Raw genomic sequence first — 26111 nt, 5'->3', positions numbered from 1 at the left:
GGACGTTTCATTCCAGCCGCGTCTTCCGGACCGCGGGCGGCTCGCCCGCTCATGAGAAGTGCGGGCGAGACGACCGCGGTCCGGAAGAGTCATTGTCGCCGACGAGCTGCATCGGCGCGTCTCAGCCAAGCTGAATCCATCGTCGTGTAACTATCCACCTTGATTTTCTGCTAGATTTAAACAACGCGTGGGTGTCGAGGCTCACGTCGAGATCGGCGGCATGAATAGATTTTTTGGAAGGCGCTGCGGTAGCGCTCAGTGGTGAAGGCACAGCAAGTCTCTGCGAAAGATGCGGGCGCTGCGGGGGCGGCACTGCGCGGACGCGCCGTGGCCGCGGATGAAGCCGGACTCCGCCTCGATCGCTGGTTCCAGCGCCACTATCCTGATCTGGGCCACGGCGCCCTGCAGAAGCTGTTGCGCACCGGGCAGGTCCGCGTCGACGGCAAGCGCGCCGAAGCGCGCGACCGGATCGCGCCCGGCCAGACAATTCGCGTGCCGCCCGGTGTCCTCTCGGCCCCGCCACCCAAGGCAACCGAGATCGCCGGTGTGTCCGACCGCGACGCGGCGGAAATCCGGCGCCTGGTAATTCATCGCGACGATCACGTCATCGTCCTGAACAAGCCGCCCGGCCTGGCGGTGCAGGGCGGGACCGGAACCGAGCGCCATGTCGACGGCATGCTCGATGCGCTGCGCTTCGGCTTCGACGAACGGCCGCGCCTGGTCCATCGCCTCGACAAGGACACGTCCGGCTTGCTGCTGATCGCCCGCACCGGGCAGGCAGCGAGGCGCCTGGGGGAATCGTTCCGCGATCGGGAGACCGAGAAGCTCTACTGGGCGATCGTCGTCGGCGTGCCGCCGCGCGCCGACGGCGCGATCGATCTGCCGCTCGCCAAGCGACCGGGCGCGCGCGATCGCGAGCTGATGCAGGTCGATCACGAGGCGGGCCAGAAGGCGCTGACGCATTTCCGCATCATCGACCGGGCAGGCAAACGCGCCGCGCTGCTCGCCTTGTGGCCGCGCACCGGGCGGACCCATCAGCTGCGCGTGCATTGCGCGGCGATCGGCTGCCCGATCCTGGGCGACGGCAAGTATGGCGGCGAGGAAGCGCTGATGGCTGCGGTTGCAGACGCGGGCCGCCTGCACCTGCATGCCCGCCGTCTCTCCTTGCCGCATCCTTCCGGCAACGGCGAGTTGACCGTCGTTGCCGAGCCACCCCCCCACTTTCGCCGTACCGTCGAGGCATTTGGCTTCTCGACGGGCGGCGATTGAGCGAGAATCGAGTCGCATGCGCATAAGCTGGAGGCGACTGACCTGGATCCTCGTGGCGGTGATACCGCTGGCGGCGGCCGGCGGAGTCACCTGGATTGCCACCCGCGATCTGTCGCAATACCAGGCGCGTCTCGCCGACCAGGTTCGCAAGGCCACCGGCCGCGAGCTTGCGGCCAAGGTGCCGCTGTCGGTGCTGATCGGTACGGAGCCCGCCATGGTGGCGGAGGGTGTGACGCTCACGAACGCACCGTGGGGCACGCGGCCCGAGATGGTGCGGGTGCGCAAACTGACTCTCTACTTCGATCCGTTCTCGCTGTTCCTGGGTGAGCTCAAGATCGGCCGCCTTCTTCTCGAGGGCGCGGAAATCCTGGTCGAGCAGAACGACATCGGCGACATCAACCTCGAGATGCTGCCGCCGCCCGACGGTTCCGGTCCGCATGCCGGCGAGCACCGCTCGCTGCGCCTGCGTGCCGCGCCGGTATTCCCCTGGATCCCGACTGTCGAGCTCCGAGAGTCGGTACTGACGGTCGGCGAGGGGCCGGGGCGGCCGTCGGTCGTGCTCGAAGTCCCGCGGGCGTCGCTGCGCTCGCCGGCCGCCAACCAGCCGCTGCAGATCGACGCCCGACTCGTCGCGCCGCAAGGTGCTGCGCTCGAGCTCACCGGCACGGCCGGCACGTTCGATGGCTGGATGCGGAGCCTGCCTGGCAACATCGACGTGCAGGGCAGTCTTGGCGACGGCAAGATCACGATCAAGGGCGGGATAGGAGTCAAGGGCACCAACCTGCAGATCAATTCGGATGGACCGGATGTTTCCGTTTTCGGCCCCTACATCCGTCTGCCGTTTCCGGCGGGCGGTCCGTACGTGCTCAGCGCCAAGGCAGCCACGCAGCGCAGTTCCTTCAAGGTCGAGGTGGCGAACCTGAAGGTCGCCTCGAGCGAGGTGACCGGTGACGCCCTCTTCCGCGTCGACCGCAAGGGCGTGGCGACCATCGCGGTCAACGCCGATGTGAGCCGCCTCGACGTCAACGACTTGCGCGCGACCCCTGCGCCGCCGACGCCTGCGAGCGGACCGACACCCGCCCAGCCGCGCCTGGTGCCGACCGTGCCGTTCAGGGCGACCTGGCTCGGTCGCTCGGCGCTGACGGTCTCGGCGCGGTTCGGCGAGATCACGGGGCTCGGCAGCAAGGTTCAGAACGCCTCGCTGTCGCTCACGTCGGGCGAGACACGCTTCGCGCTCAGGGCCGCGGCCACGGTCGGGGCAGGGTCGGCCAGCTTCGACCTCGCCTATGATCCGACCGGACGGATTGGCCAGGCAACCCTGACGGCCAATCTCAGTCGGGTACCGCTGGCAGACCTGTCAACGCTGCTCGGCATGAACCTGGGATTGCAGGATGCGGTCGCCGACATCGACCTCCGTCTGCGGGGCGGCGGCCGCACCACGCGCGACGCCCTCAACACGGCTAACGGTGCGATCGACATTGCCGTTGCCAAGGGTGGCGGGCCGCGCGATCCCCTGGCGGAGTGGCCCTCCGACACGCAGCGGCTGCTCGGCGGCAGCGATTCCCGGGTCGCCTTCAACTGCATTGCCGGACGAATCGAGGTCCAGTCGGGCGTAGCCTGGCTGCGGCGCCTCGTGGTCGACACGCCGCGCGCCACGATGGTCGGCGGCGGCTACGTGCAGCTGCGGTCGGAGGGCTGGGAGTTCCTGCTCGTGCCCGAGGCGCGCGACGCCCAGTACGCGACCCTGGCCACGCCGCTGCGCCTGAAAGGCGGCAGCGGCAGGCCGACGACAGGCGTGCTCGATCCCAACGTTTCCAGGCTGATCATTCCAGCCGGCACCGTGCCGAGCCTGGTGTCGCAGCTGAACCTGGCGGCGCGGCAGGCCGGCGCCAACCCCTGTGCCGTCTTGGCGCCGCGTGTCGATGGGCTGCGGCCGGGCCTCAGGGCGCAGATGCCGGTGCCGACGCCGGATCGGCAGCGGGCCGGACGGCCGCCGTCGCAGACGCCGGCACCGCAGCGCAAGCAAACGCGTCCGTGACATCGGTGTACCCGCCGACGACGCTGGAGTATCCCCTGCGCAAGGCCAAGCTCGCGCTGGTTCTGGTCCTGGCGCTGGTTCTTTTCCTTGTCTGCCTGGTTATGACACTGGCCGGCTTGGCCGGCCCGGGTAGTCTTCTTGCGTGGGAGTTGGGAGCCGCCGGTCTTGTCGGCGGCGTCGCCTTCGGGGCCGGCACACTCTTCGCCGCCGCGCGGCTGTTCAGCCGCAGTCCCGGCCTGGTCATCGACCAGGAGGGCATCGTCGACAATACGAGCTACTCCAGCGTTGGTCGCGTGCCCTGGTCGCAGATCACATGGGTGCAGGTCCAGAGCTTCAAGCTGCCGACCTACAACCGCTCGCTGATCTTTCGGCCGCAGCAGCCCAGGCTCCTGGTTATCGGCGTGCGCGATCCAGAGCAGTTTCGCGACCGTGGCAACTGGCTGCAACGCTTCCTGCGCCGCGGCACCGTCGGCATGTTTGGCGGCCCTGTCGCCATTTCAGAGCCCCTCCTGCGCGCCGATTTCGAGGACCTCGCACGCCGCATAAGGGCTGGGGTGCCGGTCTCCTGAAAGGACTTTTATGCTTTCCCTCGACAGTTCGGCGCCCATAGTGTCGGCGAACTGATTGGGAGCATGTTCGATGGCTGGGGCTTCACCCCGCATTCACGAGGCGCCGGACGATCTGCTTGGCGCCATCGACTACTGCTACGAGCAGGGCTGGACCGACGGGCTGCCGGTGGTACCGCCGCAGGTCGATCGGGTGAAGGCGATGGCCGCGGCCGACAGCCGGCCGTGGAACACGGTGATCACCACCCATCCGGCGACCGGGCTGGAACTCTCCTTGCATGGCGCGGCGGTCAATGCCGTCATGGCGGGCTGCCTGCCGGAGCACTTTCCTGTCCTGGTGGCAGCCTTCCAGGCGATGGACCGGGCCGACTTCAACTTCCACGGCTCGACCGCGAGCACCGGTGGATCGGCGCCGCTGCTGATCGTGAGCGGACCCTACGCCGACGAGATCGGCATGAACTCGGACGTCAACCTGTTTGGCCCGGGCAATCGCGCCAACGCCACGATCGGCCGCGCCGTGCGATTGATCCTGCGCAACGTCTTCCAGATGCTTCCCGGCATCTCCGACAAGTCGACCCAGGGCAATCCCGGCAAGTACAGCTTCTGCATCGCCGAGCGGGCGCGCGGCAATCCGTGGCCGCTGCTCTGCGAGGCCCAGGGCTACGCCAAGGGTCTGTCGAGCGTCACCGCCTATGCCGGCGGGGGCTTCTGCAACGTCGAGAACCATGGCGGCAACACGCCCGAGCAGATCTTGGGCTCGGTGGCCGACGCGATGGCCAACTATGGCTGCATCACGCTCGGCCAGAGCGTCGTCGTGCTGGCGCCCGAGCACATGCACATCGTCGCCGCCGCCGGGTGGACACGCGAGGACGCCCAGAAATTCCTGTTCTCGCAGGCCAAGCGGTCGGTCGAAGGCATGATGGGAGTCGGCAAGTATCGCGAGCGCGAGTACGACGCCCAGCATGGTGACCACGCGCACGGGCTCGCCCAGGCCGGCTTCATCCATCGTGGCCTGCGGCCCGACGACATCCTGATCACCATGGGCGGCGGCGATGCCGGCGGCCATTCCTGCTTCATCCCGTCATGGAGCCGCGGGCGCGGCTCGATCATGCAGCACTACGCTATCGTGCCGATGGCCAAGTAGGCGCTTTCACATTGCGCAGCGAGGTTGGTAGATCCTGTTCGACAGCCTCAAGAGCACGGCGGTGGTGACGACGATGATATTCTTCATCATCGCCGCCTCGACGACCTTCTCGCAAATACTCGCCTTTTCCGGCACCACGGATGGTGCGCTGGCGGAGATCGCCAAGTTCGAGATGACGCCGCTCATCGCCGTGTTCACCATGATCGCGGTGCTGCTGGTGCTGGGCTCGTTCATGGACCAGATCAGCATGATGCTTCTCACCTTCCCGTTCTTCATGCCGCTTGCCAATGCGCTGAATCTCGATCTTGTGTGGCTGGGCGTGATCCTGTTGATTTCGCTGCAGATCGGGTTGCTGACGCCACCCTTCGGTCTGCTGCTGCTCGTCATGAAGGGCGTGGCGCCGCCGGAGATCACGATGCGCCAGGTATGGGCGGCCGCGACGCCCTACACGCTGATCGTGTTCGGGGTGCTGATGCTGGTCGTCTTCGTGCCTTCGGTGGCGACGGTGCTGACAGGGGCGATGCGATGAAGAGTGCCGTGGAACGGGCTGCCGACCGGCTGGTGGCGGCGCGACGCAACCGCCAACCGACGCCGGGGCTCCCGGAGGTCAAGACCTTCGACGACGCTTACGCGGTGCAGGAGGCCTTCTGTGCCAAGTGGGACGACATCGTCGTTGGCCACAAGGTGGGCTGCTCGTCCGAGCAGTCGCAGCGCCTGGTCAATTCGCCCGGTCCGATCGCCGGCAGCCTGTTCCGCACCCTGCTTTGGCTGCAGCCGGCGCTGGATCCAGCGCAGTTCTTTGTCGCGGGCGTCGAGGCCGAGTTCGGCTTCCGGCTCGGTGCCGATCTGCCACCTCGAGCTGCACCATATGATCGCGACGAGGTGAGCGCAGCAGTAGATGCCGTCGTGCCCGTAATCGAGATCTGCGACACGCGGCTGGATGACTGGCGCACACGGCGCATCGAGGAGATCACGGCGGACAACGCCTTCAACGGCGGTCTCGTCGCCGGCCGGCCGTTGCAGGACTGGCGCCGGCTCGACCTCGCCAGCCACGCGGTCACGTTGTCGATCGACGGTGATCGCAAAGGAGCGGGGACGGGTGCCCTGGTGCTCGGCCATCCGCTGCTGGCGCTGACCTGGCTCGCCAATGAACTGTCGCGCCGCGGCTCGAGGCTGCGTGCCGGTGAGCTGATTGCTGCGGGCACCTGCACAGGTCTGCACTTCGTCACGCCTGGGAGCTCGGTCGTCGCCGATTTCGGAGACCTGCTCGGCCAGGTCACGATCCGCTTCGGCCGCTGAAGGCATTATGCCTCCCAAGAGATGTCGGACTTGGCAACCATCAGATCCTCACCTTCGGCAAGAATGGGAGCGACTACCGCGCTCCCGCACTGGTCGTGGTCCGATCCTACACCGTAAGGTTGAAGGCGATCGAGATGCGCGTGGCGGTGCCGTGATAGGGGCGCACTTGGTGCATCAGCCATGACGGAAACATCACCAGGCGACCAGCCTTGGGCCGTACGCGCTCGGTGGCGCCCGCCCCGAGGCCGCCCGGCATGGCGACGGCGAGATGCGGCGCGAACATGGCCGGCAAGGGGCCACGCGGATCCATGAACTCGAGCTCACCGCCCAGCGACTCGTCGCTGGCGATGCCACCGTCGTCGACATAGTAGACGCCCGACCAGAAGGCTCCGGGGTGGGAGTGGAATTCGTTGCCGTGGCCGTTGCGATTGACGTTTGCCCACATGTTGGCGGTCCAGGTCACGGCGTAGCCCGGGTGGGGGCCATTGCCGGGAGTGCCCTTGCGGTCGGTCGTCACGTGGTTGGCGAGATTGCGCCCTATCGCCAGCAGCTTGATCGCCGGCACGCCACCCCAGCGGTCCATGTCCCAGCTCGACTGCCAGCCGCCCTGGTTGGAATGCCGGGTGCTGGGCTGGGTCTGCTCACGCTGCTCGATCACCCGGCGGAGATCGGTGTTGAGTGCTGCCGCTTCCGGGACCTCGACCGTAACCAGCGGAGTGGCGAACAGCGGAACGATCTCGTGCGCGGTACTCATGTGCACCCAGAATAATCAGCAGAGCCGCCAGGCATTATGTCCGATACGTCAGGGGTGCTATGTGTCCGAATTCACACAGACCGCTTTTCGCAGCCAGACCGGGTTTCGAATGTAATGTCGTCTTGATTCTTCGCAGCGGATGATCACAACCATGTGAAGAGAGGGCGGTGGTCGAAACCGCTTGGCGACAGGTGGCGGAAACCGCGAAACCCACGAGGGCTGCAATGCTGACGCTTTATCATGGCTGGCGATCGAGTGCTTCACGGCGCGTGCGGCTCTGCCTCGCCGAAAAGGGGCTGGCGTTCGAGAGCCGGATCATCGACCTCACCAGGATGGAACATCATTCGCCGGCCTACCTGAAGCTCAATCCCAACGGCGTCATTCCCCTGCTCATCCTGGATGACGGACGGTCGCTCTATGAAAGCGGCACGATCTGCGAATGGCTCGACGAGACCTATCCGGAACCACCGCTGCGGCCGGCCGATCCCTACGGGCGTGCCGTGATGCGCAACTGGATCCGTCACGTCGACGGATTGATCGGCAACCTGATCGTCTTCAACTGGGCACACTCGATGGCAAAGGTCGCGCAGCAATGGTCTGACGCCGAGCTGGCCGAGAAGCTCGCAAGGGTGCCGAGCCGCGAGCGGCGCGAGGCCTGGCTCAGGACGGCGCGGCGGCCCTATACCGACGACGAACGCGTCGAGGCGCGCGGCCGGCTGGTGAGCGGGCTGCTCGATCGCATGGAGGAGACCCTGCAGCAAACGCCGTGGCTCGCCGGCGATCGATATTCGCTTGCAGACATCGGCGCCGTGCCTTTCGTCAAGCGCCTCGACGAGGAAATCGCACCCGACGAGATGGCCAGTGCGCGACATCCCAGGGTGGCGGCCTGGTGGACATCGATCCAGGCCCGGCCGGCATTCGCCGTGGCGCGGATCGAGCCGTTCACCACCCAGGCAGGGCAGGGATGAAGCGGTTCTACAAGGAGACGGCGGTCGAGCGGACCGACGGCGGTCATCGCGTGCTGCTCGACGGCAAGCCGATGCGGACTCCGGCCAAGGCGGTTCTGGTCGTGCCCACGCGTGCTCTTGCCGAGGCGATTGCCGGTGAATGGGGCGCCGTGCCGGAGGGAGCCGAAATCGGCATATCGCATCTGCCGCTCACCCGACTGGCCGCTACCGGAATCGACCGCGTGACCCCCCAGCGCGAGCAGGTGATCGCGGACACCGCAAAGTATGCCGAGTCCGACCTGCTCTGCTATCGCGCCACCGATCCGCCGGCTCTGGTCGAGCGACAGCGTGCGCTATGGCAACCGCTGCTCGACTGGTCGGCGAGTCGCTACGGTGCGCCCTTGGTCGTCGTCGAGGGCGCGAGCTTCGTGGCGCAGCCCACCGACTCGGTCGCCCGTTTGCGCGCCGCCGTGGCAGCGCATTCCGATCTGGCACTGTCGGCGCTCTACAACCTGACGCACATCGCGGGCTCGCTGTTGATTGCACTTGCCGTCGCCGAAGGGCGATTGACGGCGCAACAAGCGTTCGACGCGGCCCAGCTCGACGAGCTCTACCAGATCGAGCGTTGGGGCGAGGATCCGATTGCCGCCGAGCGCCATGCCGGCATCCGCCGCGACCTTGCCGCCGGCTCCCGTTTCCTTGTCTGTCTTGAAAATCAACGGCTGAGAGGATGAGCATGTCGGCTGGCAGCAAATTGCGTGAAACGCTGGCCCGGTCCGGGCTGGTCGAGGCGATGGCGGCGCATAGCCCGCTGTCAGCCATGCTGGCCGCCGAAGCCGGCTTCGACGCCATCTGGGCCTCAGGCTTCGAGCTCTCGGCGATGTATGGCGTGCCCGACGTCAGCGTCGTGTCGATGACGCAGCATCTCGACATGACCCGCGCCATGGTCGACCGCAGCGGCCTGCCGGTGGTTGCCGACATCGATACCGGCTTCGGCAACGCGATCAACGTGCTCTACGCGATCGAACAGTACGAGCGCGCCGGCGCCGCTGCCATCGTCATGGAGGACAAGAGCTTCCCCAAGGTGACCAGCCTGATCGCCGGCGGCCGCCAAGACATGGTCCGCATCGAGGAATTCCAGGGCAAGATCGAAGCAGCGCGCGCCGCGCGCCGCGATCCTTCTTTCGTGATCGTCGCCCGTACCGAAGCGTTGATCGCGGGGCTCGGCCAGGACGAGGCGCTGAAACGGGCAAGGGCCTACGAGGCGGCCGGCGCCGACATGATCCTAGTCCATTCCAAGCAGAAGACGCCGGACGAGATCGAGGCCTTCGCCCGGGCCTGGAACGGCAAGGCGCCGCTCGCGCTTGTGCCGACGGCCTATCCGCAGATGACGGTGGCGCGCGTGCGGGCGCTCGGCAAGGTCGGGCTCCTGATCTGGGGCAACCATGCCATTCGGGCGAGCGTCGGGGCGATGCGCGAGACCTTTGCCCGCATCCGCCGCGACGGCGGTATCCACGGCGTGGAGGCCAGCATCGCCACGGTCGAAGACGTTTTCGACCTTCCCGGGCTGGGCCGGGTCCAGGCCGACGAGAAGCGCTTCCTGCGGTGATGCTCGGGCGGCCCGCGGGCGTCCCGCCCGCACACGAGACGAGCGGGCGGGACGCCCGCGGTCCGCATGAGCATCGTGACTGGACGTCGCCCTGCCAATGTCCCAAAACGGTCACGAAGCCGGAGAGTGCAATGCAGCATTTGTTGGAGGAGCTGGAGCGCAGGCGCCTTGCCGCGCGCCAGGGGGGAGGCAAGCGTCGCGTCGAGGCGCAGCATGCCAAGGGCAAGCTGACGGCCCGCGAGCGCATCGACGCCCTGTTCGATCCCGGCTCGTTCGAGGAATTCGACATGTTCGTCGAGCACCGTTCGATCGATTTCGGCATGGAGAACCAGAAAATCCCCGGCGATGGCGTGGTCACCGGCCACGGCACGATCAACGGCCGGCTGGTCTACGTCTTCAGCCAGGATTTCACCGTCTTCGGCGGCGCGCTGTCGGCCATGCATGCTGCAAAAATCTGCAAGGTCATGGACATGGCCATGAAGGTCGGCGCGCCGGTCCTCGGGCTGAACGATTCGGGCGGCGCACGCATCCAGGAGGGCGTCGATTCGCTGGCTGGCTACGCCGACGTGTTCCAGCGCAACGTCATGGCCTCGGGTGTGATCCCGCAGATCTCCATGGTCATGGGGCCGTGCGCCGGCGGCGCGGTCTACTCGCCAGCCATGACCGACTTCATCTTCATGGTGAAGGACAGCTCGTACATGTTCGTGACGGGTCCCGACGTGGTGAAAACGGTGACGCACGAGAGCGTGACCCAGGAGGAGCTGGGCGGTGCCCTCACGCACACCCAGAAATCGGGCATCGCCGACCTCGCCTTCGAGAACGACGTCGAGGCGCTGCTGCAGCTCCGTCGCTTCGTCGATTTCCTGCCGTCGAGCAATCGCGAGAAGGCGCCGGTCCGTCCGACCCTCGATCCGGCCGACCGTAATGACCCCTCGCTCGACACGCTGGTGCCGGACAATCCCAACAAGCCGTACGACATCAAGGAGCTGATCCTGAAGGTCGTCGACGAGGGCGATTTCTTCGAGCTGTCGCCCGAATGGGCCGGCAACATCGTGGTCGGCTTCGGTCGCATGGCCGGCCAGACGGTGGGCTTCGTCGCCAACCAGCCGATGGTGCTGGCGGGTTGTCTCGATATCGACAGCGCGCGCAAGGGCGCCCGCTTCGTGCGCTTCTGCGACGCGTTCAGCATTCCAATCGTGACCTTCGTCGACGTGCCCGGCTTCCTGCCGGGCACGGCGCAGGAGTACGGCGCCATCATCAAGCACGGCGCCAAGCTGCTCTATGCCTACGCCGAAGCCACCGTGCCCAAGGTGACGGTCATCACGCGCAAGGCCTATGGCGGCGCCTACGACGTCATGGCTTCCAAGCACCTGCGCGGCGACGTCAATTACGCTTGGCCGGGAGCCGAGATCGCGGTGATGGGCGCCAAGGGCGCGGTCGAGATCATTTTCCGCTCCGACATCGGCGACGCCAACGCGATCGCCAAGCGCACCGAGGAATATCGGCAGAAATTCGCCAATCCGTTCGTCGCCGCCAATCGTGGCTTCATCGACGACGTGATCATGCCGCACGGCACGCGCCGTCGACTCTGCCGGGCGCTCAAAATGCTCGAGAACAAGAAGCTGGAGAATCCCTGGCGCAAGCACGGCAATATTCCGCTGTGAGTCTCGCGACTTTCATCGCCGGGGGCGCGCCACTCCAGTGGCGCTCATGCGGACCGCGGGCGTCCCGCCCGCTCATGAGTCATGAGCGGCGCATATGAATGCGCCGGGCGAACGGGACGCCCGCGGTCCGCATGAAGCGCATGAGCGCCACTGGAGTGGCGCGCTCCCAGCCATGAGCGCGCCCTCATGACCCTCTCTCCCGAAGAGCGCCTGCGGCGCGCGCGGCCGCTGCGGCTGCACCTGATCGTGGCGCTGTTCACGCTGCTCGTCCTGATCGCCGTCAACGCCTTGTTCAGCAGTCGCTATCCGTGGTGGCTGTGGGCTCTGACCGCGTGGTTGCCCCTGATTGCCGCGCACACCGCCTGGTCCAAGGGCCTGTTCGACCGTACCAAGAAGGAACCATAAGCATGGCTGCCAAGAAGCCGCCCTTCGACAAGATCCTGATCGCCAATCGTGGCGAGATCGCCTGCCGTGTCATCCGCACCTGCAAGCGGCTCGGCATCAAGACGGTGGCGGTCTATTCGGAGGCCGATGCCGACGCCCTGCACGTGCGCGCCGCCGACGAGGCGGTGCTGATCGGTCCGCCGCCTTCAGCCCAGTCCTACCTGCTGATCGACCGCATCGTCGAGGCCTGCAGGCAGACCGGCGCGCAGGCGGTCCATCCCGGTTACGGCTTCCTGTCCGAGAAGCAGGAGTTTCAGGAGGCGCTGGCCAAGGCCGGCATCGTGTTCATCGGGCCGGAGGCCCACGCCATCCACGCCATGGGCGACAAGATCGAGTCGAAGAAGCTCGCGCTGGCGGCCGGCGTCAGCACCGTGCCGGGCTATCTCGACGCCATCGCCAACGCCGAGGAGGCCGTGAAGATCGCGCGTGAGGTCGGCTATCCGGTGATGATCAAGGCCTCGGCCGGCGGCGGCGGCAAGGGCATGCGTATCGCCTACAACGACGAGGAGACACGCGTGGGCTTCGGCTCGGCGACCAACGAGGCCAAGGCGTCGTTCGCCGACGATCGCGTGTTCATCGAGAAGTACGTCGAGGAGCCGCGCCATATCGAGATCCAGCTGATCGGCGACGCACACGGCAACTGCCTCTATCTGTGGGAGCGCGAGTGCTCGATCCAGCGCCGCCATCAGAAGGTGATCGAGGAGGCGCCGAGCCCGTTCCTCGACGCGGCGACGCGCAAGGCGATGGGCGAGCAGGCGGTCGCGCTCGCCAAGGCGGTGCAATACAAGAGTGCCGGTACGGTCGAGTTCATCGTCGACAGGAACCGCAAGTTCTACTTCCTCGAGATGAACACGCGACTGCAGGTCGAGCATCCGGTGACCGAGCTGATCACCGGCCTCGATCTTGTCGAGCTGATGATTCGCGTCGCCGCCGGCGAGAAGCTGCCGCTCGCGCAGAAGGACGTGAAGCTCGAGGGCTGGGCAGTCGAGGCGCGACTCTATGCCGAGGATCCGTTCCGCAACTTCCTGCCGTCGACGGGTCGCCTGATCAAGTACCGTGAGCCGCCGGCGGGACCGGACGTGCGCGTCGATACCGGCGTGTACGAGGGCGGCGAGATCTCGATGTTCTACGATCCGATGATCGCCAAGCTGTGCACGTACGGCCAGACGCGGCTCGACGCGATCGAGCGCATGCGCCGGGCGCTCGACGAGTTCTACGTGCGCGGTGTGTCGCACAACGTGCCGTTCCTGGCGGCGCTGATGGCCCATCCGCGCTTCCGCGAGGGCAGGCTCACCACCAACTTCATCGCCGAGGAGTTCAAGGGTGGCTTCACGGCGGCGCATCTGCCGCCGCGGGATCCGGCGATGCTGGCAGCCGTCGCCGCGGTGGTCGACCGTATCAAGTCGGAGCGTCTCGGTGTGCTGCACGACAGGCGCGTCGTGATGATGAGCCGCGAGCCGGTAGCGCTGGAGGTGACGCCAGCCCAGTCGGGATACCTGGTTACCGTGGGCGAGCGTAGCCTCGCGATCGAAACCTTCTGGTCGCCTGGCGAGCCGCTGTTCCACGGCCGAATCGACGATCAGGCGGTCGCGGTGCAGGTCGATGCCGTGGGCTCGGGTTGGCGTTTGATCAGCGAGGGCGGCCAGGTTGAAGCGCTGGTGCTGACGCCGCGCCAGGCTGAGCTCTATGCCCTGATGCCGGTCAAGGCTGCCCCCGACACCTCGAAGTTCCTACTCTCGCCCATGCCCGGCCTTTTGTCCTCGATCGCGGTCAGCGAGGGCCAGGACATCAAGGCGGGCGAGGTGCTGGCAGTCATCGAGGCCATGAAGATGGAGAACGTCCTGCGCGCGGCTCGCGACGGCACGGTGAAGATCTTGCACGCCAAGCCCGGCGACAGCCTGCGCGTCGACCAGAAGATCATTGAGTTCGCCTGACCTCTTCTCCTCCCCAGCCTGGCTGGGGAGGTGTCCGCGTCTTCGCGGACCTGCCTTCGCCGAAGCGAAGCCGCTTCGGCTTCGCGCAGGCAGGCGGAAGGGTCAAGCTCTTCCGGACCGCGGGCGTCCCCCCCGCTCATGATCATGATCATGATCATGAGCGGGCGGGACGCCCGCGGTCCGGAAGACTCATGTCCCCTCCGTACGCGATTACGCGGACACCCCCTTCGTGAGGAGGAGAATGATTACAGCAGCCAGCCGCTGCCCGACGTGCTGGTGAAGTCGAGGCCGACGACGACGTCATTGAAGTCGCGATCGCCACCACCCAGCTGGTCCTCGAAGCCCCAGGTGTTGAGGCCATAGTTCCAGGCGTGGCCGACATGGGTGCCGTCGCTGCCGACCTCGTTGGCCTGGGCGAAGCTCCAATAGTCGTGGCCGGTCGTGTGGTCGGTGAGTTTGATGGCGATCAGGTCGCCGGCATCGACGTTGGTCAACATCGCCTGGGTGTATATGCCGTAACCGTTGCCGAAAATCGTGCTGCCGCCCTCCGTCGTCTGATAGGCACGTGTCTCAGCCGCCGTGGCGTAGAGCGCTTCGCCTGGCTTGATTCCGCCGATCGTACCGTTGAGATCATCGACACGGAAAAGCGTGATCGAAACCTCGTCGATACCGTTCTGGCGGATCCGCACTACGGCGAACTGGTCGTCGTGGCCGCCCGCCGTCTCCGCGGTCGCCACTTCGCGCGCCACGTGAACGGTGCCCTTGCCGGTTGTTTCGGCGAAGTCGACGAAGCCGAAATCGTTGGTCAACGTGACCTGCGGCAGTGTCGTTGACGCGCCATCGATCTTTACTTCGAACGGCGTATCCTCGACGCCTTGCACCTGGATCAAGGCACCCTGATGGTGGCCGTCGAACAGGCGCACCAGCGCCGGGTCGAAGTCCTCCTGCAGCGACTGCTGGGCCAGCCTGGCGGTCCACGCAAACGGTGCCGTCGCCTTGCTGGTTGCCTGCTGCTCGTGACTGCCGTCGATCACGGTTACGGTAGTCTCGACCGCGGAGGTGGTCTGGACCAGCAGGCTCTGCGTCGCACCCATCGTGCCATCGCCGTTCAGCACCGGCGGGTTGTCGGCGAACGAGGTCTGTGCGTGCGCGATCGCCGACAGGGTACGGGTCAGGATCAGACCGTTGGGCGAGCCCAACCCAGTCGCCAGATCATAGTCCGGGCCGGCATTGTAGCCGAAGCCGGTCAGCGTGATCTGCGTGCCGTCGCTGTCGATGGGGCCGCCGTCCAGGTACGACGACGTGTTGTTGCCGAACACGATGTCGTTGAACGAAGCGGGCGCAAGGGCTGCCGCCTGGTAAAGCAGGTCGTTGGCGTAGCCGAGATTGGGCAGGCCCTGATCGCTGAACACGGCGTCGATCTGCGCCGCCAGGGAAGCCCACAGTGGCGTCGAGGCGCTGGTTCCCCAGTAGTCCCAGATGTCGGCTTGCGAGCCTGGCGCCATGGTGGGCGGCGGCCCGTAGAACCACGTGTTGCCGCCGGCATTCGCTGACACGTCGGGAGCGCCGCGCCCGGTTCCGCCATCGGGATTGACGCTGGTCGGCGTCAGGCCGAAGGCGGCCTGATAGGCCGGCGTCGGCCGGGTGGTGTCGACGCCGCCGTCGCTGGCGCCGCCCGCCGTCAGGCCGAGACCGGGGTTGAGGACCGTCTTGTTGTCGCGCAAAGCGTAGACGTTCCACACCGCCTCGAGAAAGGTCGTCTCTTCACCCTGCGTCCCCGTCACCTTGGTCGGCATGGTGGCGAGGCCGCCCTCTACCAGCAGCCACAGCGTTGCCGGATCGTGCGCCAGCGCCTTGCCCAGCAACGACTGCGACGGATCGCTCGGATCGTAGATCGTGGGGTCGCCCGACGCCGCGGCGAGCGTGGTGAGCGACGTGCCTCCAACCAGCACCGCGTAAGGCGAACTCAGCGTCATGTTCTGGTTGGCGAGGCCGTTGGGGAAGTTGTAGCTAGACCCCCAATCGTTGTTGGCAACGAAGGTCGTGATGTTGTGCAGCGCGGCATCGACGAACAGCTCGTCGACGGCGGTGCGGAAGATCGAGTCCGGATGGGTCTGCTGGAATATGCCGAACGACGAGGACACGACGGCGGGGTTGTGCACCTCGTCGTGGAAGGCCGCCTGGTAGGCCGTGTAGGCGTTGCCGGTGGCGTTGTTCTTGTTGCCCGAGCCGGCATAGAGGCCGATCGTGCTGCCCGGCGCCGCCGAGGCGACGACGCCGATGTCGAGCGAGCGCTCTGCATTATTGCCGTCTTCGTAGCTCTGCCCGTTGTGGGCGACGTTGTAGTACTTGCCGGGACCGAAGCCCGTATTCTGTCGAAAGCTGTCAAGCCCTTGCTGGAACGTATAGCCCGGATCGTCGGGGAGTGCGTCGCCGATCAGCGGCTCCACGAGACCGATCGTCGCCGTCGGCACGTCGTCCTTGCCGGCGAGCGGGAAGTTGTAGAACCACTGGCCGGCATTGCCGGTGTAGTCGAATGTCGGGGTAGTCGAGGCGAGGCCGTTGCCGATGCTCAGGTAGCCATCCTCGAGATCGGCGACGGCGCCACCCGACATGTCAGAGGTGGCAGGATAGGTGCCCCAAATCGGGGGAGCGTCGAACCAGATGCCCGCGACATCGATCGTGTCCGGCAGGGTGAGATCGCCGTTCCAGTATTGCAGGTATGGTCCGGCGCCGTAGAGCGTGCGATCGAACAGCGCAGTGAAGTTCTCCGGCGTGAGCTGAACCCAGATCGTGCGGGAGTCGGCCGAAGTGATATAGCCACCGGCGCCGGATGCGTCGCCGAGAATGGGAATACCGAGAAGCTCCAGAGCGGCCGTGGTGGCCTCGAAGGTCACTTGGCTGGCGCCGTAGGTGCTCCACAGCGTGCCGCTCTTGTCGAGTTGCGCCAGGGCAGCCTGGCGTGAGGCCCAGTCGCCGTTGAGCAGCGCCGTTGGATCGTTGGCACGCGGCAGGATCAGCGCGACGTTGAGCGTGGTCTGGCTCGGCACGGCAGGCCCGAGATCGTAGGCCGTCTCGACCGTGGTCGCGGTCGTCATGCCGTAGCTGGTGAGGTCGAGATAGGTGGAGTGGGGGATGGTTACGCGGGACATTCCGCGAGCTTAGCCGTCTTTCCCGTCGCTCCGTAGGCAAGCTCCTGCAGTCCGAAAGCGACAAGATTGCCGCGAACGGATAAAACGGGCGCTCGGTCTTGCAGTCGTGGAGCGCTCGCTGAAGATCGTTCGTGTGAGAATCACCGGCCGGGTCCAGGGTGTCGGCTATCGCGACTGGACGCAGGCAGTGGCGCGGCAACTCGGGCTCAGCGGCTGGGTGCGCAATCGCTGCGACGGGACGGTGGAAGCGGTGTTCGCCGGCGACGCGGCGATGGTCGACAGGATGGTCGCGGCGTGCCGGCGCGGTCCATCGCTCGCGCGGGTCGAGACGGTCGAGGTGCTGCCGGCCGATGGGGCGGATGTGCCCGAAGGCTTCAGGCGGCTGCCGACGGTTTGACGGCGGATTCGCTGCCGAACACCTCATCGAACGTCGCCGCCAGCGCCGAATCGAGATCGGCCAGTGTCACCGGCAGGCCGAGATCGACCAGTGAGGTCACGCCGTGCCCGCTGATGCCGCACGGCACGATGCCGGCATAGTGAGACAGGTCGGGCTCGACATTGATCGACAGGCCGTGGAACGACACCCAGTGGCGAATGCGCACGCCGATGGCGGCGATCTTGTCCTCGCGTGGCTGGCCGTCGGCGGGGCGCGGCTTGTCGGGCCGGCCGACCCAGACGCCGACCCGGCCGGCCCGCCGCTCCGCCGTCACGGCAAAGCGGGCGAGGGCACGGATGGTCCACTCCTCCAGGTCGAAGACGAAGCGCCGCACATCCTGCCGGCGCGCCCTGAGGTCCAGCATCACGTAGACCACGCGCTGGCCGGGACCGTGATAGGTGTATTGCCCACCACGCCCCGTGACATGGACCGGAAAGCGCGTCGGCTCCAGCAGGTCCTGCGCCTTGGCGCTGGTCCCTGCCGTGTAGAGGGGCGGGTGCTCCAGCAGCCAGATCAGCTCGCCGGCGCGGCCGGCGCGGATGTCGGCGACCCGGCTCTCCATGACGGCGAGGGCTTCGGGGTAGGGTACGGGCCCGACTGACAGGCGCCATTCCGGTCGATCCATGATGGCAAAATCGGGGCTGGCCGCGCCCAGCGCAATAGGGCGCGCAGTCGCCTTGCCACTGGGGGGGCTATTTGGTATCCCCCGCCGCATCGATCCGGCGCGGCCATGGCGGAATTGGTAGACGCGCTAGCTTGAGGTGCTAGTGCCGCGAGGCGTGGAAGTTCGAGTCTTCTTGGCCGCACCAAACTCGCCGGTTCGATCGAAAAGGGTGACCCAATCGCCGCCTTCGGGCGGCCCTTTTTGTTGATGGGGTCGATGAGGCAGGAGCGGAGGCCGGCGTGGCGGACGAACTGACCGAAAGCGCGCTGCGCTACCACCGTCTGCCGCGACCCGGAAAAACCGAGGTCGTTCCGACCAAGCCGATGGCCACTCAGCGCGACCTTTCGCTCGCCTATTCGCCTGGCGTCGCGGCGGCCTGCAACGAGATCGTTCGCGATCCGGCCACGGCCGCCGAACTGACCGGGCGGGCCAACCTGGTGGCCGTGGTGACCAACGGCACGGCCGTGCTGGGTCTCGGCGCCATCGGACCGCTGGCCGCCAAGCCGGTGATGGAGGGCAAGGGCGTCCTGTTCAAGAAGTTCGCCGGCATCGACGTATTCGATCTCGAGCTGGCGCAGGACGACCAGGAGAAGCTGGTCGAGGTCGTGGCGGCGCTCGAGCCGACCTTTGGCGGCATCAATCTCGAGGACATCAAGGCGCCCGAATGCTTCTACGTCGAGCAGAAGCTGCGCGAGCGCATGTCGATCCCGGTATTCCACGACGACCAGCACGGCACGGCGATCATCGTCGGCGCCGCGGTGCTGAACGGGCTGTCACTGGTCGGCAAGGATATCGACAAGGTGAAGCTCGTGGTGTCGGGCGCCGGCGCGGCGGCGCTGTCGTGCCTGGGCGTGCTCGAGAAGCTCGGCCTGCCGCGCGAAAACATGTGGGTCACCGACATCGCCGGCGTGGTGTGGAAGGGCCGCAACGAGCTGATGGACCCGTGGAAGGAACGCTATGCCCGCGACACGAAAGCGCGCACGCTCGCCGAGGTGATCGGCGGCGCCGACATCTTCCTCGGCCTGTCGGCAGCAGGCGTTCTGAAGAAACCGATGGTGGCCGAGATGGCGGCCAAGCCGTTGATCTTTGCTCTCGCCAATCCCAATCCCGAGATCACGCCGGAAGACGTCGCCGCGGTGCGCGACGACGCCATCATGGCGACCGGCCGCAGCGACTATCCCAACCAGGTCAACAACGTCCTTTGCTTCCCCTACATCTTCCGTGGTGCGCTCGATGCCGGGGCCAGGACGATCAACGACGAGATGAAGATCGCCTGCGTCCGCGCCCTGGCGACCCTGGCCCGCAAGGAGCCCTCGGAAGTGGTGGCGCGCGCCTTCGGCGAGCAGGCGGGCGGCTTCGGCCCCAGCCAGATCATCCCCAAGCCGTTCGATCCGCGCCTGATCGTCGAGCTTGCCCCCGCGGTCGCGAAGGCGGCCATGGATTCCGGCGTGGCGACGAGGCCGATCGCCGACTTCGAGGCCTACCGCCAGCAACTCAGCCAGTTCGTGTTCAAGTCGGGCCTGATCATGCGCCCGGTGTTCGAGCAGGCACGCAGCACGCCCAAGCGGGTGATCTTCAGCGCCGGCGAGGACGATCGCGTGCTGCGCGCGGTGCAGATCATCCTCGACGAGGGTGTCGCCCGGCCGATCCTGATCGGCCGGCCCGAGATCGTCCGGCGCCGCGCCGAGCGGCTCGGCCTCGGTTTCCGGCCCGGCGTCGATGCCGAGCTGATCGATCCGTCGAGCGATCCGCGCTACGACCGCTATTGGAGCGCCTACCACCAGCTCATGGAACGGCGCGGCGTCACCGAGCCGACGGCGCGCAACCTGGTGCGCTCCAGCCCGACCCTGATCGCGGCACTGGCGGTCCGGCTGGGCGATGCCGATGCGATGATCGCCGGCGCCTACGGCCGCTTCCGCACCCACTTCAATCACGTGCGCGACGTCATCGGCACCCGCGAGGGCGTCAAGAACATGGCGGCGCTCAGCCTCCTGGTCATGCCGACCAAGTCGCTGTTCATCGCCGACACCTACGTCAACGACGATCCCGATCCCGAGACCCTGGTCAATATCACCCTGCTGGCGGCCGACGAGGTGCTGCGCTTCGGCATCCAACCCAAGGTGGCGCTGCTGTCGCATTCGAGCTTCGGCAGCTCCGATCATCCCTCGGCACGCAAGATGGCGCAGGCGGTCAGGATGCTGCACGAACGGGCGCCGACGCTCGAGGTCGACGGCGAGATGCACGGCGATGCCGCGCTCGATCCGGATATCCGCCACAGCGTGTTCCCACGCTCACGCCTCAAGGACGCCGCCAACCTCGTGGTCTGCCCGTCGCTCGATGCCGCCAATATCGGCTTCAACCTCTTGAAGAACGCGGCCGACGGTCTCCATATCGGTCCCATGCTTCTCGGCACGGCGCTGCCGGCCCACGTCCTGACGCCGTCGGTGACCGCCCGCGGCATCCTCAACATGACGGCGCTCGCGGTCGTCGAGGCGCAGCGCCTGGCCGAGGCGCGGGGATGAACGGGGAGGCGGAAACCCTCGACGAAGTCCCGCCGGAGCTGATCCGGCGCGTCGAGACCGCGCTCGCCGAAGATCGTACCGAAGAAGTCAGGAGCCTGCTGGCCGGGCTCAGCGCCAGCGGCCAGGCCTTCGTCCTCGAGCAGGTGACGGAGCTCCAGCGCGACAAGCTGGTCGGCATCCTCAAGCGCGACCTCGATCCCAGGGCCCTGATCGAGCTCGACGAGGAGGTTCTCGATGGCGTGCTCGAGCAGCTCGACAGCAAGGATATCGCCGCGGCGGCCCACGAGCTGGAAGCCGACGATGCCGCGCTGATTCTCGAGGACCTGCCTCAGGATGAGCTCCTGGAGGTCCTGGCAGAGCTGCCGCCCGACGAGCGCGCCGACATCGAAAAGGCGCTCGCCTATCCGGAAGGCACCGCGGGCCGCATGATGCAGCGGTCGCTGGTCAAGGTGCCGGACGGCTGGACGGTCGGCCAGGTGATCGACCATTGCCGCGAGGCGACCGACCTGCCGGACGACGTCTATGACATCTTCGTGGTCGATGCGACCGGACGGCTGCAGGGCTCGGTGCCGCTTGGCCGCATGCTGCGCACCAAGCGACCGGTGCCGATCCGCGACATCGTCGATCCCGACATCCCCTCGTTGCCGGCGCTGACCGAGCAGGCCGAGGTCGCTCACCTGTTCCGTGACATGAACCTGGTGTCGTGCCCCGTGGTCGATGCGCAGGGCCGGCTCGAAGGCGTGATCATGGTCGACGACGTGGTCGACGTCATCGACGAGGAAGCCGAGGCCGACCTCCTGAAGATGGGCGGCGTCGGCATCGACGACATGCACGCAAACCCGGTGCGGACAGCCCGCCTGCGCGCGATGTGGCTGACCGTCAATCTGGCCACGGCAGTGCTGGCGTCCCTGGTCATCGGCCAGTTCGAGCACTCGATCGAGAAGATCGTGGCGCTTGCCGTGCTCATGCCGATCGTAGCGTCGATGGGCGGCAACGCCGGCACGCAGACCGTGACGGTGGCGGTGCGCGCCCTGGCGATGGGCGAGCTTACGGCGGCCAATGCCTTTCGCTTCGTCGCCAAGGAAGCCGCGGTCGGCGGCCTCAACGGCCTGGTGTTCGCCTTCCTGATGGGCGTCGCCGTGGTCGCCTGGTACGGCGACTGGCGGCTCGGCGCCGTGATCGGCGCCGCAATGATCTGCAATCTTCTCGCCGCTGCCCTCGCCGGTACCCTGATCCCGCTCGGCCTGCAGAAGTTCGGCATCGACCCTGCCGTGTCGTCGACCGTGTTCCTTACCACGGTCACCGACGTGATCGGCTTCCTGGCCTTCCTGGGATTGGCGACGGCGTTCCTGCTGTAGGGCTTCTCTTTTTCCCGGACACAAGGCGTCATCGACTCATGCGGACCGCGGGCGTCTCGCCCGCTCATCATCCTGAGATCACGAGCGGGCGAGACGCTCGCGGTCCGCATGACCATGACGCCTCCGTCGACGTAGGACTCCTCCCAGCGAAGCTGGGGAGGAGGATCATCACCGCGCGAAGTCGAGGCGCAGGTCGCGGGTCGCCGACTGCGCGGCGTCGCGCAGGAGCGCGACCAGCTCGGCGTCCGCCTCCGGTCGCGCTGCCAAGACCACCCGGCGATCGAGCGCGACCTCGCGGATTTCCGCAGCGGCCATGCCGGGGCGCAGCAGGGACCGTGGCATCAGGCTGACGCCGAGGCACGCCAGCACCGCCGCCGCGCAGCGCTCCTCGTCGGCCGAACGCAAGACCGCGCGCGGCCTTACGCCCTCGCAGGTGAACAGGCGCTGCGCCTCGTCGTGGGCCTCGCACGCGGCGCGAAGCACGAAGGGCGTGTCGGCCAGATCCTTGACCGACCAGCGATCGCGCGTGGCAACGATGTGCCCGGTCGCGGCCGCCAGTACGTATGGCTCGCGCCACAGGACTGCGGCATTGTCGAGTGGGCTCGGATCGCGCGTCGCATGCAGCGCGATATCGCAGCGCCCGCGCCGGCAACGCTCGGCCACGGCGTCGGCGGCCCCCTCGGAAATTTCGAGGTCGACCGGGAGCTGGCGCTGGACGACCTGAAGCCAGCCCATCACCGCCATCACGGGCAACGTGGAGGCGAGGCCGACGCGAACCAGTCGGCCACGCTGGTCAGAGCGCTGTTCCGCCCGGGCAAGCCGCCACTCTTCGGTAATCGCGCGGGCATGCGGCAGGAAGCGCTGTCCTGCGGTAGACAGGCCGCTGCGCCGACCGCGGTCGAACAGGCGTGTGCCGAGCTCGGCCTCGAGGCGGGCGATGCCGGCCGACAGGGTAGGCTGTGTCACGTGGCAGCGTTCGGCCGCCGCCGTGAAGTTGCCGGTGTCGGCGAGCGCCAGAAAGTAGCGGACGAAAATCAGGTTCATTCATAGAGAATGGCAATGTCACTGAAAGAAACAATCGATTTTGCCTATTCCACCATTCCGGCTACCGTCGTGCCATGTCCAAGATCACGCATTCCATCACGCCGGACGGCGTCGCCGTCGTCACGCTGGCTAACCCGCCGATGAACGCCATGGACGCGGGCCTGCTCGAGGAACTCGCCGCGCTGTTCGAAGGCTTGGCGGCTGACCAGGCCGTGCGCGCCGCGGTCGTGGCGGCGGAGGGGCCGGCCTTCTCGGCCGGGCTCGATCTCAAGTCGGTGCCGCATCTCGATCGCCTCGGCCAGCGCCGGCTGGTCGAGGCGCTCAATGACAGTTTCGGGACGCTCTACGCCTGGCCGAAGCCGCTCGTGGCCGCAGTCAACGGCCATGCCATAGCTGGTGGGCTGATCCTGGCGCTGTGCGCGGACTGGCGAGTCGCCGCCGATGTCGGCATGCAGGTGAGCCTGGCCGAGGTCAAGGTCGGCGTCACCTATCCGGTCGCTCCGCTGGAGGTCGCACGCAGCGAGCTTGCGCCGGCGTTGGCGCGTCGCCTGGTCCTGCTCGGCGAAACGCTCGATGCGGAAGGAGCCAGGACCCACGACGTATTCGATGAGCTCGTGCCGGCCGGCGATCTGCCGGCACGGGCAATCGAGCAGGCGCGCCGGCACGCGGCCCTGCCGCCGCACGCCTTCGCCGTCACAAAGCACCAGCTGCGCGCGCAGCCGCTCGAGCGCATCGCTGCTGCGCGGGCCGGGCAGGGCGAGCCGCGGCTGGCCGCCTGGCTCGGCGAGGAGACCCGGCGGGCCTCGCAAGCGGTCTTGCGGGCTGCTGCTTCCGTCCGACGCAGCGTGCTGCAGGCATGATCGGCTTCGCTTCGGCGCCGCCCGCGGTTATCTTTGCCGCGGGGAGGTGCCTTCATGCTCGTGATCTTTCGACTGGTCTGCTCGCTCGTTCTTGTCCTGCTTGCGGCGGCGGCGCAGGCCCAGAACAAGGTGCCAGGGGAGCGTCCCCTGGAAGCCCTGGTCAAGTCGTCGCTGCTGACGTTCAACGACGCCAACGTCACCAACAACTACACCGTCCTGCACGCCAAGCTGTCCCAGCCGTTCCGCGTCAAGTACCCGCCGGAGAAGCTGGCGGAGACCTTCAAGGTGTTCCGGGACAAGCGCATCGACTTCGACATCATTGCGGCGCTGAAGCCGGTCTACGATCCGGCGCCCAAGGTCGACGACGACGGCAAGCTGCTGGTCGAGGGTCACTTCGACCCGGGGCCGGCCCGCGTCGCCTTCGAGCTCGACTTCATTCCGTCCGACGGCGAGTGGAAGCTCATCCGCCTCAACGTCAAGGTCAATCCCAAGTGAATTCCAACACGTCCAACTGACTGACAGGCCAATGATCCGCAACGCGATGCAGCCCTTCGACTTCGGTCTGGGGGAGACGGCCGATGCCCTGCGCGACCAGGTCGAACGCTTCGCCTCGGCCGAGGTGGCGCCGATCGCCGCCGAACTCGACAGGACCGACCGGTTTCCGCGCGAGCTGTGGCCGCGCATGGGCGATCTCGGCCTGCACGGCATCACCGTCGAGGAAGAGTACGGCGGAGCGGGGCTCGGCTATCTCGAGCACGTCGTTGCAATGGAGGAGCTGAGCCGCGCCTCGGCGGCGGTGGGCCTGTCCTACGGCGCCCATTCCAATCTGTGTGTGAATCAGATCCGTCGCAACGGCAGCGACGACCAGAAGAAGCGCTTCCTGCCCAAGCTGATTTCCGGCGAGCATGTCGGCAGCCTCGCCATGAGCGAGTCGGGCGCGGGCTCGGATGTCGTGTCGATGAAGCTCAGGGCCGACAGGAAGGGCGACCGCTATGTGCTGAACGGCACCAAGATGTGGATCACCAACAGCCCCGACGCCCAGGTGATCGTGGTCTATGCCAAGACCGATCCCAATGCCGGTCCGCGCGGCATCACTGCCTTCATCGTCGAGACCGACGCCAAGGGGTTCAAGGTGGCGCAGAAGCTCGACAAGATGGGCATGCGGGGCTCGTCGACCGGCGAGCTGGTGTTCGAGGATTGCGAGATCCCGGCCGAGAACGTGCTGGGGGCGGTCGGCCGCGGCGTCAACGTGCTGATGAGCGGCCTCGACTACGAGCGCGCCGTCCTGGCGGCGGGGCCGCTCGGCATCATGCAGTCGGCCATGGACATCGTGATCCCCTATGTCCACGAACGGCGCCAGTTCGGCCAGCCGATCGGCGAGTTTCAGCTCGTGCAGGGCAAGCTCGCCGACATGTACACGACCATGAACGCCTGCAAGGCTTACGTCTATTCGGTGGCCAAGGCCTGCGATCGCGGCCAGACCACGCGCAAGGATTCGGCCGGCGCCATCCTCTACGCCGCCGAGAAGGCAACCCAGGTGGCGCTCGACGCCATCCAGCTGCTGGGCGGCAACGGCTACATCAACGACTACCCGACCGGCCGGCTGCTGCGCGACGCCAAGCTCTACGAGATCGGCGCCGGCACCAGCGAGATCCGCCGCATGCTGATCGGTCGCGAGCTCTTCTCCGAGAGCGCCTGACGGTTGACCGCGCGATCGGCTTTTCGTACACGGTGTGTACGAAAAGCCGATCATGCCGCGTTACCTCACTGACAAGGACATCGCCGATTTCCGCGCCGAGCTGTGCCGGGTCGCGACCGAACGTTTCGCCCGTTACGGCTATGACGGCGTCACCATGCGCCAGCTCGCGGAGGCGCTGGGCTGCAGCCCCAAGACGCCGTACCGCTATTTCAGGGACAAGGCCGATATCCTGTCGACCGTGCGCGCCCAGGCGTTTGCCAGGTTCGCCGAGACCCTCGAGGCGGCAGGGGCGAGCGCGACCAGCCCGATCGATCGCATGCGCCGGGTCGGCGGCGCCTACATGCGGTTCGCCGCCGAGCACCCCCACGCCTATCGCATCATGTTCGAGATCGACCAGCCGATCGACGGCAGCAACGCCGACCTGGCGCGCGAGAGCGATCGCGCGCATCGACTGATCACGAGACAGTCCGAGGAGCTGGCTGGTGCCGGCCTGATCGACGTCGATCCCGAGCTCTTCGGCTGGTCGCTGTGGGCCGCCTCGCACGGCGTCGTGATGCTGCAGAAAGCCGGCATGCTGCAGCACGGCCCCGACCAGCGCGCCCTCGCCGAGTTCCTCGGCATGACCATGATGCGCGGGGCGGCTAAGGTGAAGAAGTGAATGTTCTCATGTTCCGGACCGCGAGCGTCTCGCTCGCTCATGAGCATGAG

At 66.9% G+C, this 26111-nt stretch carries 23 protein-coding genes and 1 tRNA gene; 20 read left to right on the top strand and 4 right to left on the bottom strand.

Features of this window, described 5'->3' with window-relative positions:
* Window positions 1–327: 327 nt before the first annotated feature.
* The 6 genes from AB7O82_RS03880 to AB7O82_RS03855 all read left to right on the top strand — a co-directional run bounded on the left by AB7O82_RS03880 (window position 328) and on the right by AB7O82_RS03855 (window position 6316).
* Window positions 328–1269, top strand: a complete 942-nt coding sequence (locus AB7O82_RS03880) for an RluA family pseudouridine synthase (protein WP_428547121.1) — start codon at window positions 328–330, stop codon at window positions 1267–1269.
* A 16-nt stretch (window positions 1270–1285) separates the two neighbouring features.
* On the top strand, window positions 1286–3307 hold the full coding sequence (locus AB7O82_RS03875; RefSeq protein WP_428547125.1) for an AsmA family protein: 2022 nt from the start codon (window positions 1286–1288) through the stop codon (window positions 3305–3307).
* Window positions 3304–3876: an STM3941 family protein gene (locus tag AB7O82_RS03870; protein ID WP_428547128.1), complete on the top strand. Its 573-nt coding sequence runs from the start codon at window positions 3304–3306 to the stop codon at window positions 3874–3876. Before AB7O82_RS03875 ends, AB7O82_RS03870 begins: the two co-directional genes overlap by 4 nt.
* A gap of 70 nt (window positions 3877–3946) precedes the next feature.
* Window positions 3947–5017 (top strand): hypothetical protein, encoded by a 1071-nt coding sequence (locus tag AB7O82_RS03865; RefSeq protein WP_428547131.1) that lies wholly within the window; start codon window positions 3947–3949, stop codon window positions 5015–5017.
* A gap of 31 nt (window positions 5018–5048) precedes the next feature.
* Complete coding sequence (locus tag AB7O82_RS03860; protein WP_428618680.1) at window positions 5049–5546, top strand: TRAP transporter large permease subunit; 498 nt, start codon at window positions 5049–5051, stop codon at window positions 5544–5546.
* Window positions 5543–6316 carry a 2-keto-4-pentenoate hydratase gene (locus AB7O82_RS03855; protein ID WP_428547134.1) on the top strand — a complete coding sequence of 258 codons (774 nt, stop codon included), beginning with the start codon at window positions 5543–5545 and terminating at the stop codon, window positions 6314–6316. The genes AB7O82_RS03860 and AB7O82_RS03855 overlap by 4 nt, the downstream gene beginning before the upstream one ends.
* Window positions 6317–6422: 106 nt before the next feature.
* On the opposite strand, the gene AB7O82_RS03850 is transcribed toward AB7O82_RS03855, so the two are convergent.
* Window positions 6423–7070, bottom strand: a complete 648-nt coding sequence (locus AB7O82_RS03850; protein WP_428547137.1) for a 2OG-Fe(II) oxygenase family protein — start codon at window positions 7068–7070, stop codon at window positions 6423–6425.
* Between the two features lie 224 nt (window positions 7071–7294).
* Here AB7O82_RS03850 and AB7O82_RS03845 point away from each other — a divergent pair, with 224 nt between their 5' ends.
* The 6 genes from AB7O82_RS03845 (at window position 7295) to AB7O82_RS03820 (ending at window position 13668) form a co-directional block, all read left to right on the top strand.
* Window positions 7295–8038, top strand: coding sequence for a glutathione S-transferase family protein (locus AB7O82_RS03845; protein WP_428547140.1), 744 nt, complete (start codon window positions 7295–7297; stop codon window positions 8036–8038).
* The gene (locus AB7O82_RS03840; protein ID WP_428547143.1) at window positions 8035–8751 is read left to right on the top strand and encodes an ATP12 family chaperone protein; all 717 of its coding nucleotides are present in this window, start codon (window positions 8035–8037) and stop codon (window positions 8749–8751) included. Before AB7O82_RS03845 ends, AB7O82_RS03840 begins: the two co-directional genes overlap by 4 nt.
* A 2-nt stretch (window positions 8752–8753) precedes the next feature.
* Window positions 8754–9626, top strand: a complete 873-nt coding sequence (locus AB7O82_RS03835) for a phosphonopyruvate hydrolase (RefSeq protein WP_428618669.1) — start codon at window positions 8754–8756, stop codon at window positions 9624–9626.
* A gap of 131 nt (window positions 9627–9757) precedes the next feature.
* On the top strand, window positions 9758–11290 hold the full coding sequence (locus AB7O82_RS03830) for an acyl-CoA carboxylase subunit beta (protein WP_428547149.1): 1533 nt from the start codon (window positions 9758–9760) through the stop codon (window positions 11288–11290).
* Window positions 11291–11476: 186 nt separating this feature from the next.
* Window positions 11477–11695 carry a 2TM domain-containing protein gene (locus tag AB7O82_RS03825; RefSeq protein ID WP_428547152.1) on the top strand — a complete coding sequence of 73 codons (219 nt, stop codon included), beginning with the start codon at window positions 11477–11479 and terminating at the stop codon, window positions 11693–11695.
* A gap of 2 nt (window positions 11696–11697) precedes the next feature.
* Window positions 11698–13668 carry an acetyl-CoA carboxylase biotin carboxylase subunit gene (locus AB7O82_RS03820; protein ID WP_428618667.1) on the top strand — a complete coding sequence of 657 codons (1971 nt, stop codon included), beginning with the start codon at window positions 11698–11700 and terminating at the stop codon, window positions 13666–13668.
* A 245-nt stretch (window positions 13669–13913) separates the two neighbouring features.
* Here AB7O82_RS03820 and AB7O82_RS03815 read toward each other — a convergent pair whose 3' ends face one another.
* A complete protein-coding gene (locus AB7O82_RS03815) occupies window positions 13914–16820 on the bottom strand; it encodes a DUF4114 domain-containing protein (protein ID WP_428618665.1) in 2907 nt (968 codons plus the stop codon).
* 133 nt (window positions 16821–16953) lie between these two features.
* Here AB7O82_RS03815 and AB7O82_RS03810 point away from each other — a divergent pair, with 133 nt between their 5' ends.
* Window positions 16954–17217 carry an acylphosphatase gene (locus tag AB7O82_RS03810; protein ID WP_428544070.1) on the top strand — a complete coding sequence of 88 codons (264 nt, stop codon included), beginning with the start codon at window positions 16954–16956 and terminating at the stop codon, window positions 17215–17217.
* On the opposite strand, the gene lipB is transcribed toward AB7O82_RS03810, so the two are convergent.
* The gene (lipB, locus tag AB7O82_RS03805) at window positions 17195–17971 is read right to left on the bottom strand and encodes a lipoyl(octanoyl) transferase LipB (protein ID WP_428544072.1); all 777 of its coding nucleotides are present in this window, start codon (window positions 17969–17971) and stop codon (window positions 17195–17197) included. The genes AB7O82_RS03810 and lipB overlap by 23 nt on opposite strands.
* Before the next feature lie 9 nt (window positions 17972–17980).
* Between lipB and AB7O82_RS03800 the strand changes: the two genes are divergently transcribed.
* The 3 genes from AB7O82_RS03800 (at window position 17981) to mgtE (ending at window position 21800) form a co-directional block, all read left to right on the top strand.
* A tRNA-Leu gene (locus AB7O82_RS03800) sits at window positions 17981–18065 on the top strand.
* Between the two features lie 94 nt (window positions 18066–18159).
* Complete coding sequence (locus AB7O82_RS03795) at window positions 18160–20442, top strand: NADP-dependent malic enzyme (RefSeq protein ID WP_428544074.1); 2283 nt, start codon at window positions 18160–18162, stop codon at window positions 20440–20442.
* A complete protein-coding gene (gene mgtE / locus AB7O82_RS03790; protein WP_428544076.1) occupies window positions 20439–21800 on the top strand; it encodes a magnesium transporter in 1362 nt (453 codons plus the stop codon). Before AB7O82_RS03795 ends, mgtE begins: the two co-directional genes overlap by 4 nt.
* Window positions 21801–21968: 168 nt before the next feature.
* Here the strand turns inward: mgtE and AB7O82_RS03785 are convergent, their stop codons facing one another.
* Window positions 21969–22844 (bottom strand): LysR family transcriptional regulator, encoded by an 876-nt coding sequence (locus AB7O82_RS03785; RefSeq protein ID WP_428544078.1) that lies wholly within the window; start codon window positions 22842–22844, stop codon window positions 21969–21971.
* Window positions 22845–22918: 74 nt separating this feature from the next.
* On the opposite strand from AB7O82_RS03785, the gene AB7O82_RS03780 reads away from it, so the two are divergent.
* Genes AB7O82_RS03780 through AB7O82_RS03765 form a run of 4 tightly spaced genes read left to right on the top strand, consistent with a single transcriptional unit; the run spans window position 22919 to window position 26061 of the window.
* Window positions 22919–23704, top strand: a complete 786-nt coding sequence (locus AB7O82_RS03780; protein ID WP_428544080.1) for an enoyl-CoA hydratase/isomerase family protein — start codon at window positions 22919–22921, stop codon at window positions 23702–23704.
* 54 nt (window positions 23705–23758) lie between these two features.
* A complete protein-coding gene (locus AB7O82_RS03775) occupies window positions 23759–24199 on the top strand; it encodes a hypothetical protein (protein WP_428544082.1) in 441 nt (146 codons plus the stop codon).
* Window positions 24200–24230: 31 nt separating this feature from the next.
* Window positions 24231–25403: an isovaleryl-CoA dehydrogenase gene (locus AB7O82_RS03770; RefSeq protein WP_428544084.1), complete on the top strand. Its 1173-nt coding sequence runs from the start codon at window positions 24231–24233 to the stop codon at window positions 25401–25403.
* A 52-nt stretch (window positions 25404–25455) separates the two neighbouring features.
* Window positions 25456–26061, top strand: coding sequence for a TetR/AcrR family transcriptional regulator (locus tag AB7O82_RS03765; protein ID WP_428544086.1), 606 nt, complete (start codon window positions 25456–25458; stop codon window positions 26059–26061).
* Window positions 26062–26111 lie beyond the last annotated feature (50 nt).

The sequence above is a fragment of the Reyranella sp. genome (genome assembly GCF_050185545.1).
In the GTDB taxonomy this organism is placed as follows: domain Bacteria; phylum Pseudomonadota; class Alphaproteobacteria; order Reyranellales; family Reyranellaceae; genus Reyranella.
The sequence above is the reverse complement of the archived record's forward strand: the minus strand, read 5'-3'. Positions and strand labels throughout refer to the sequence as shown.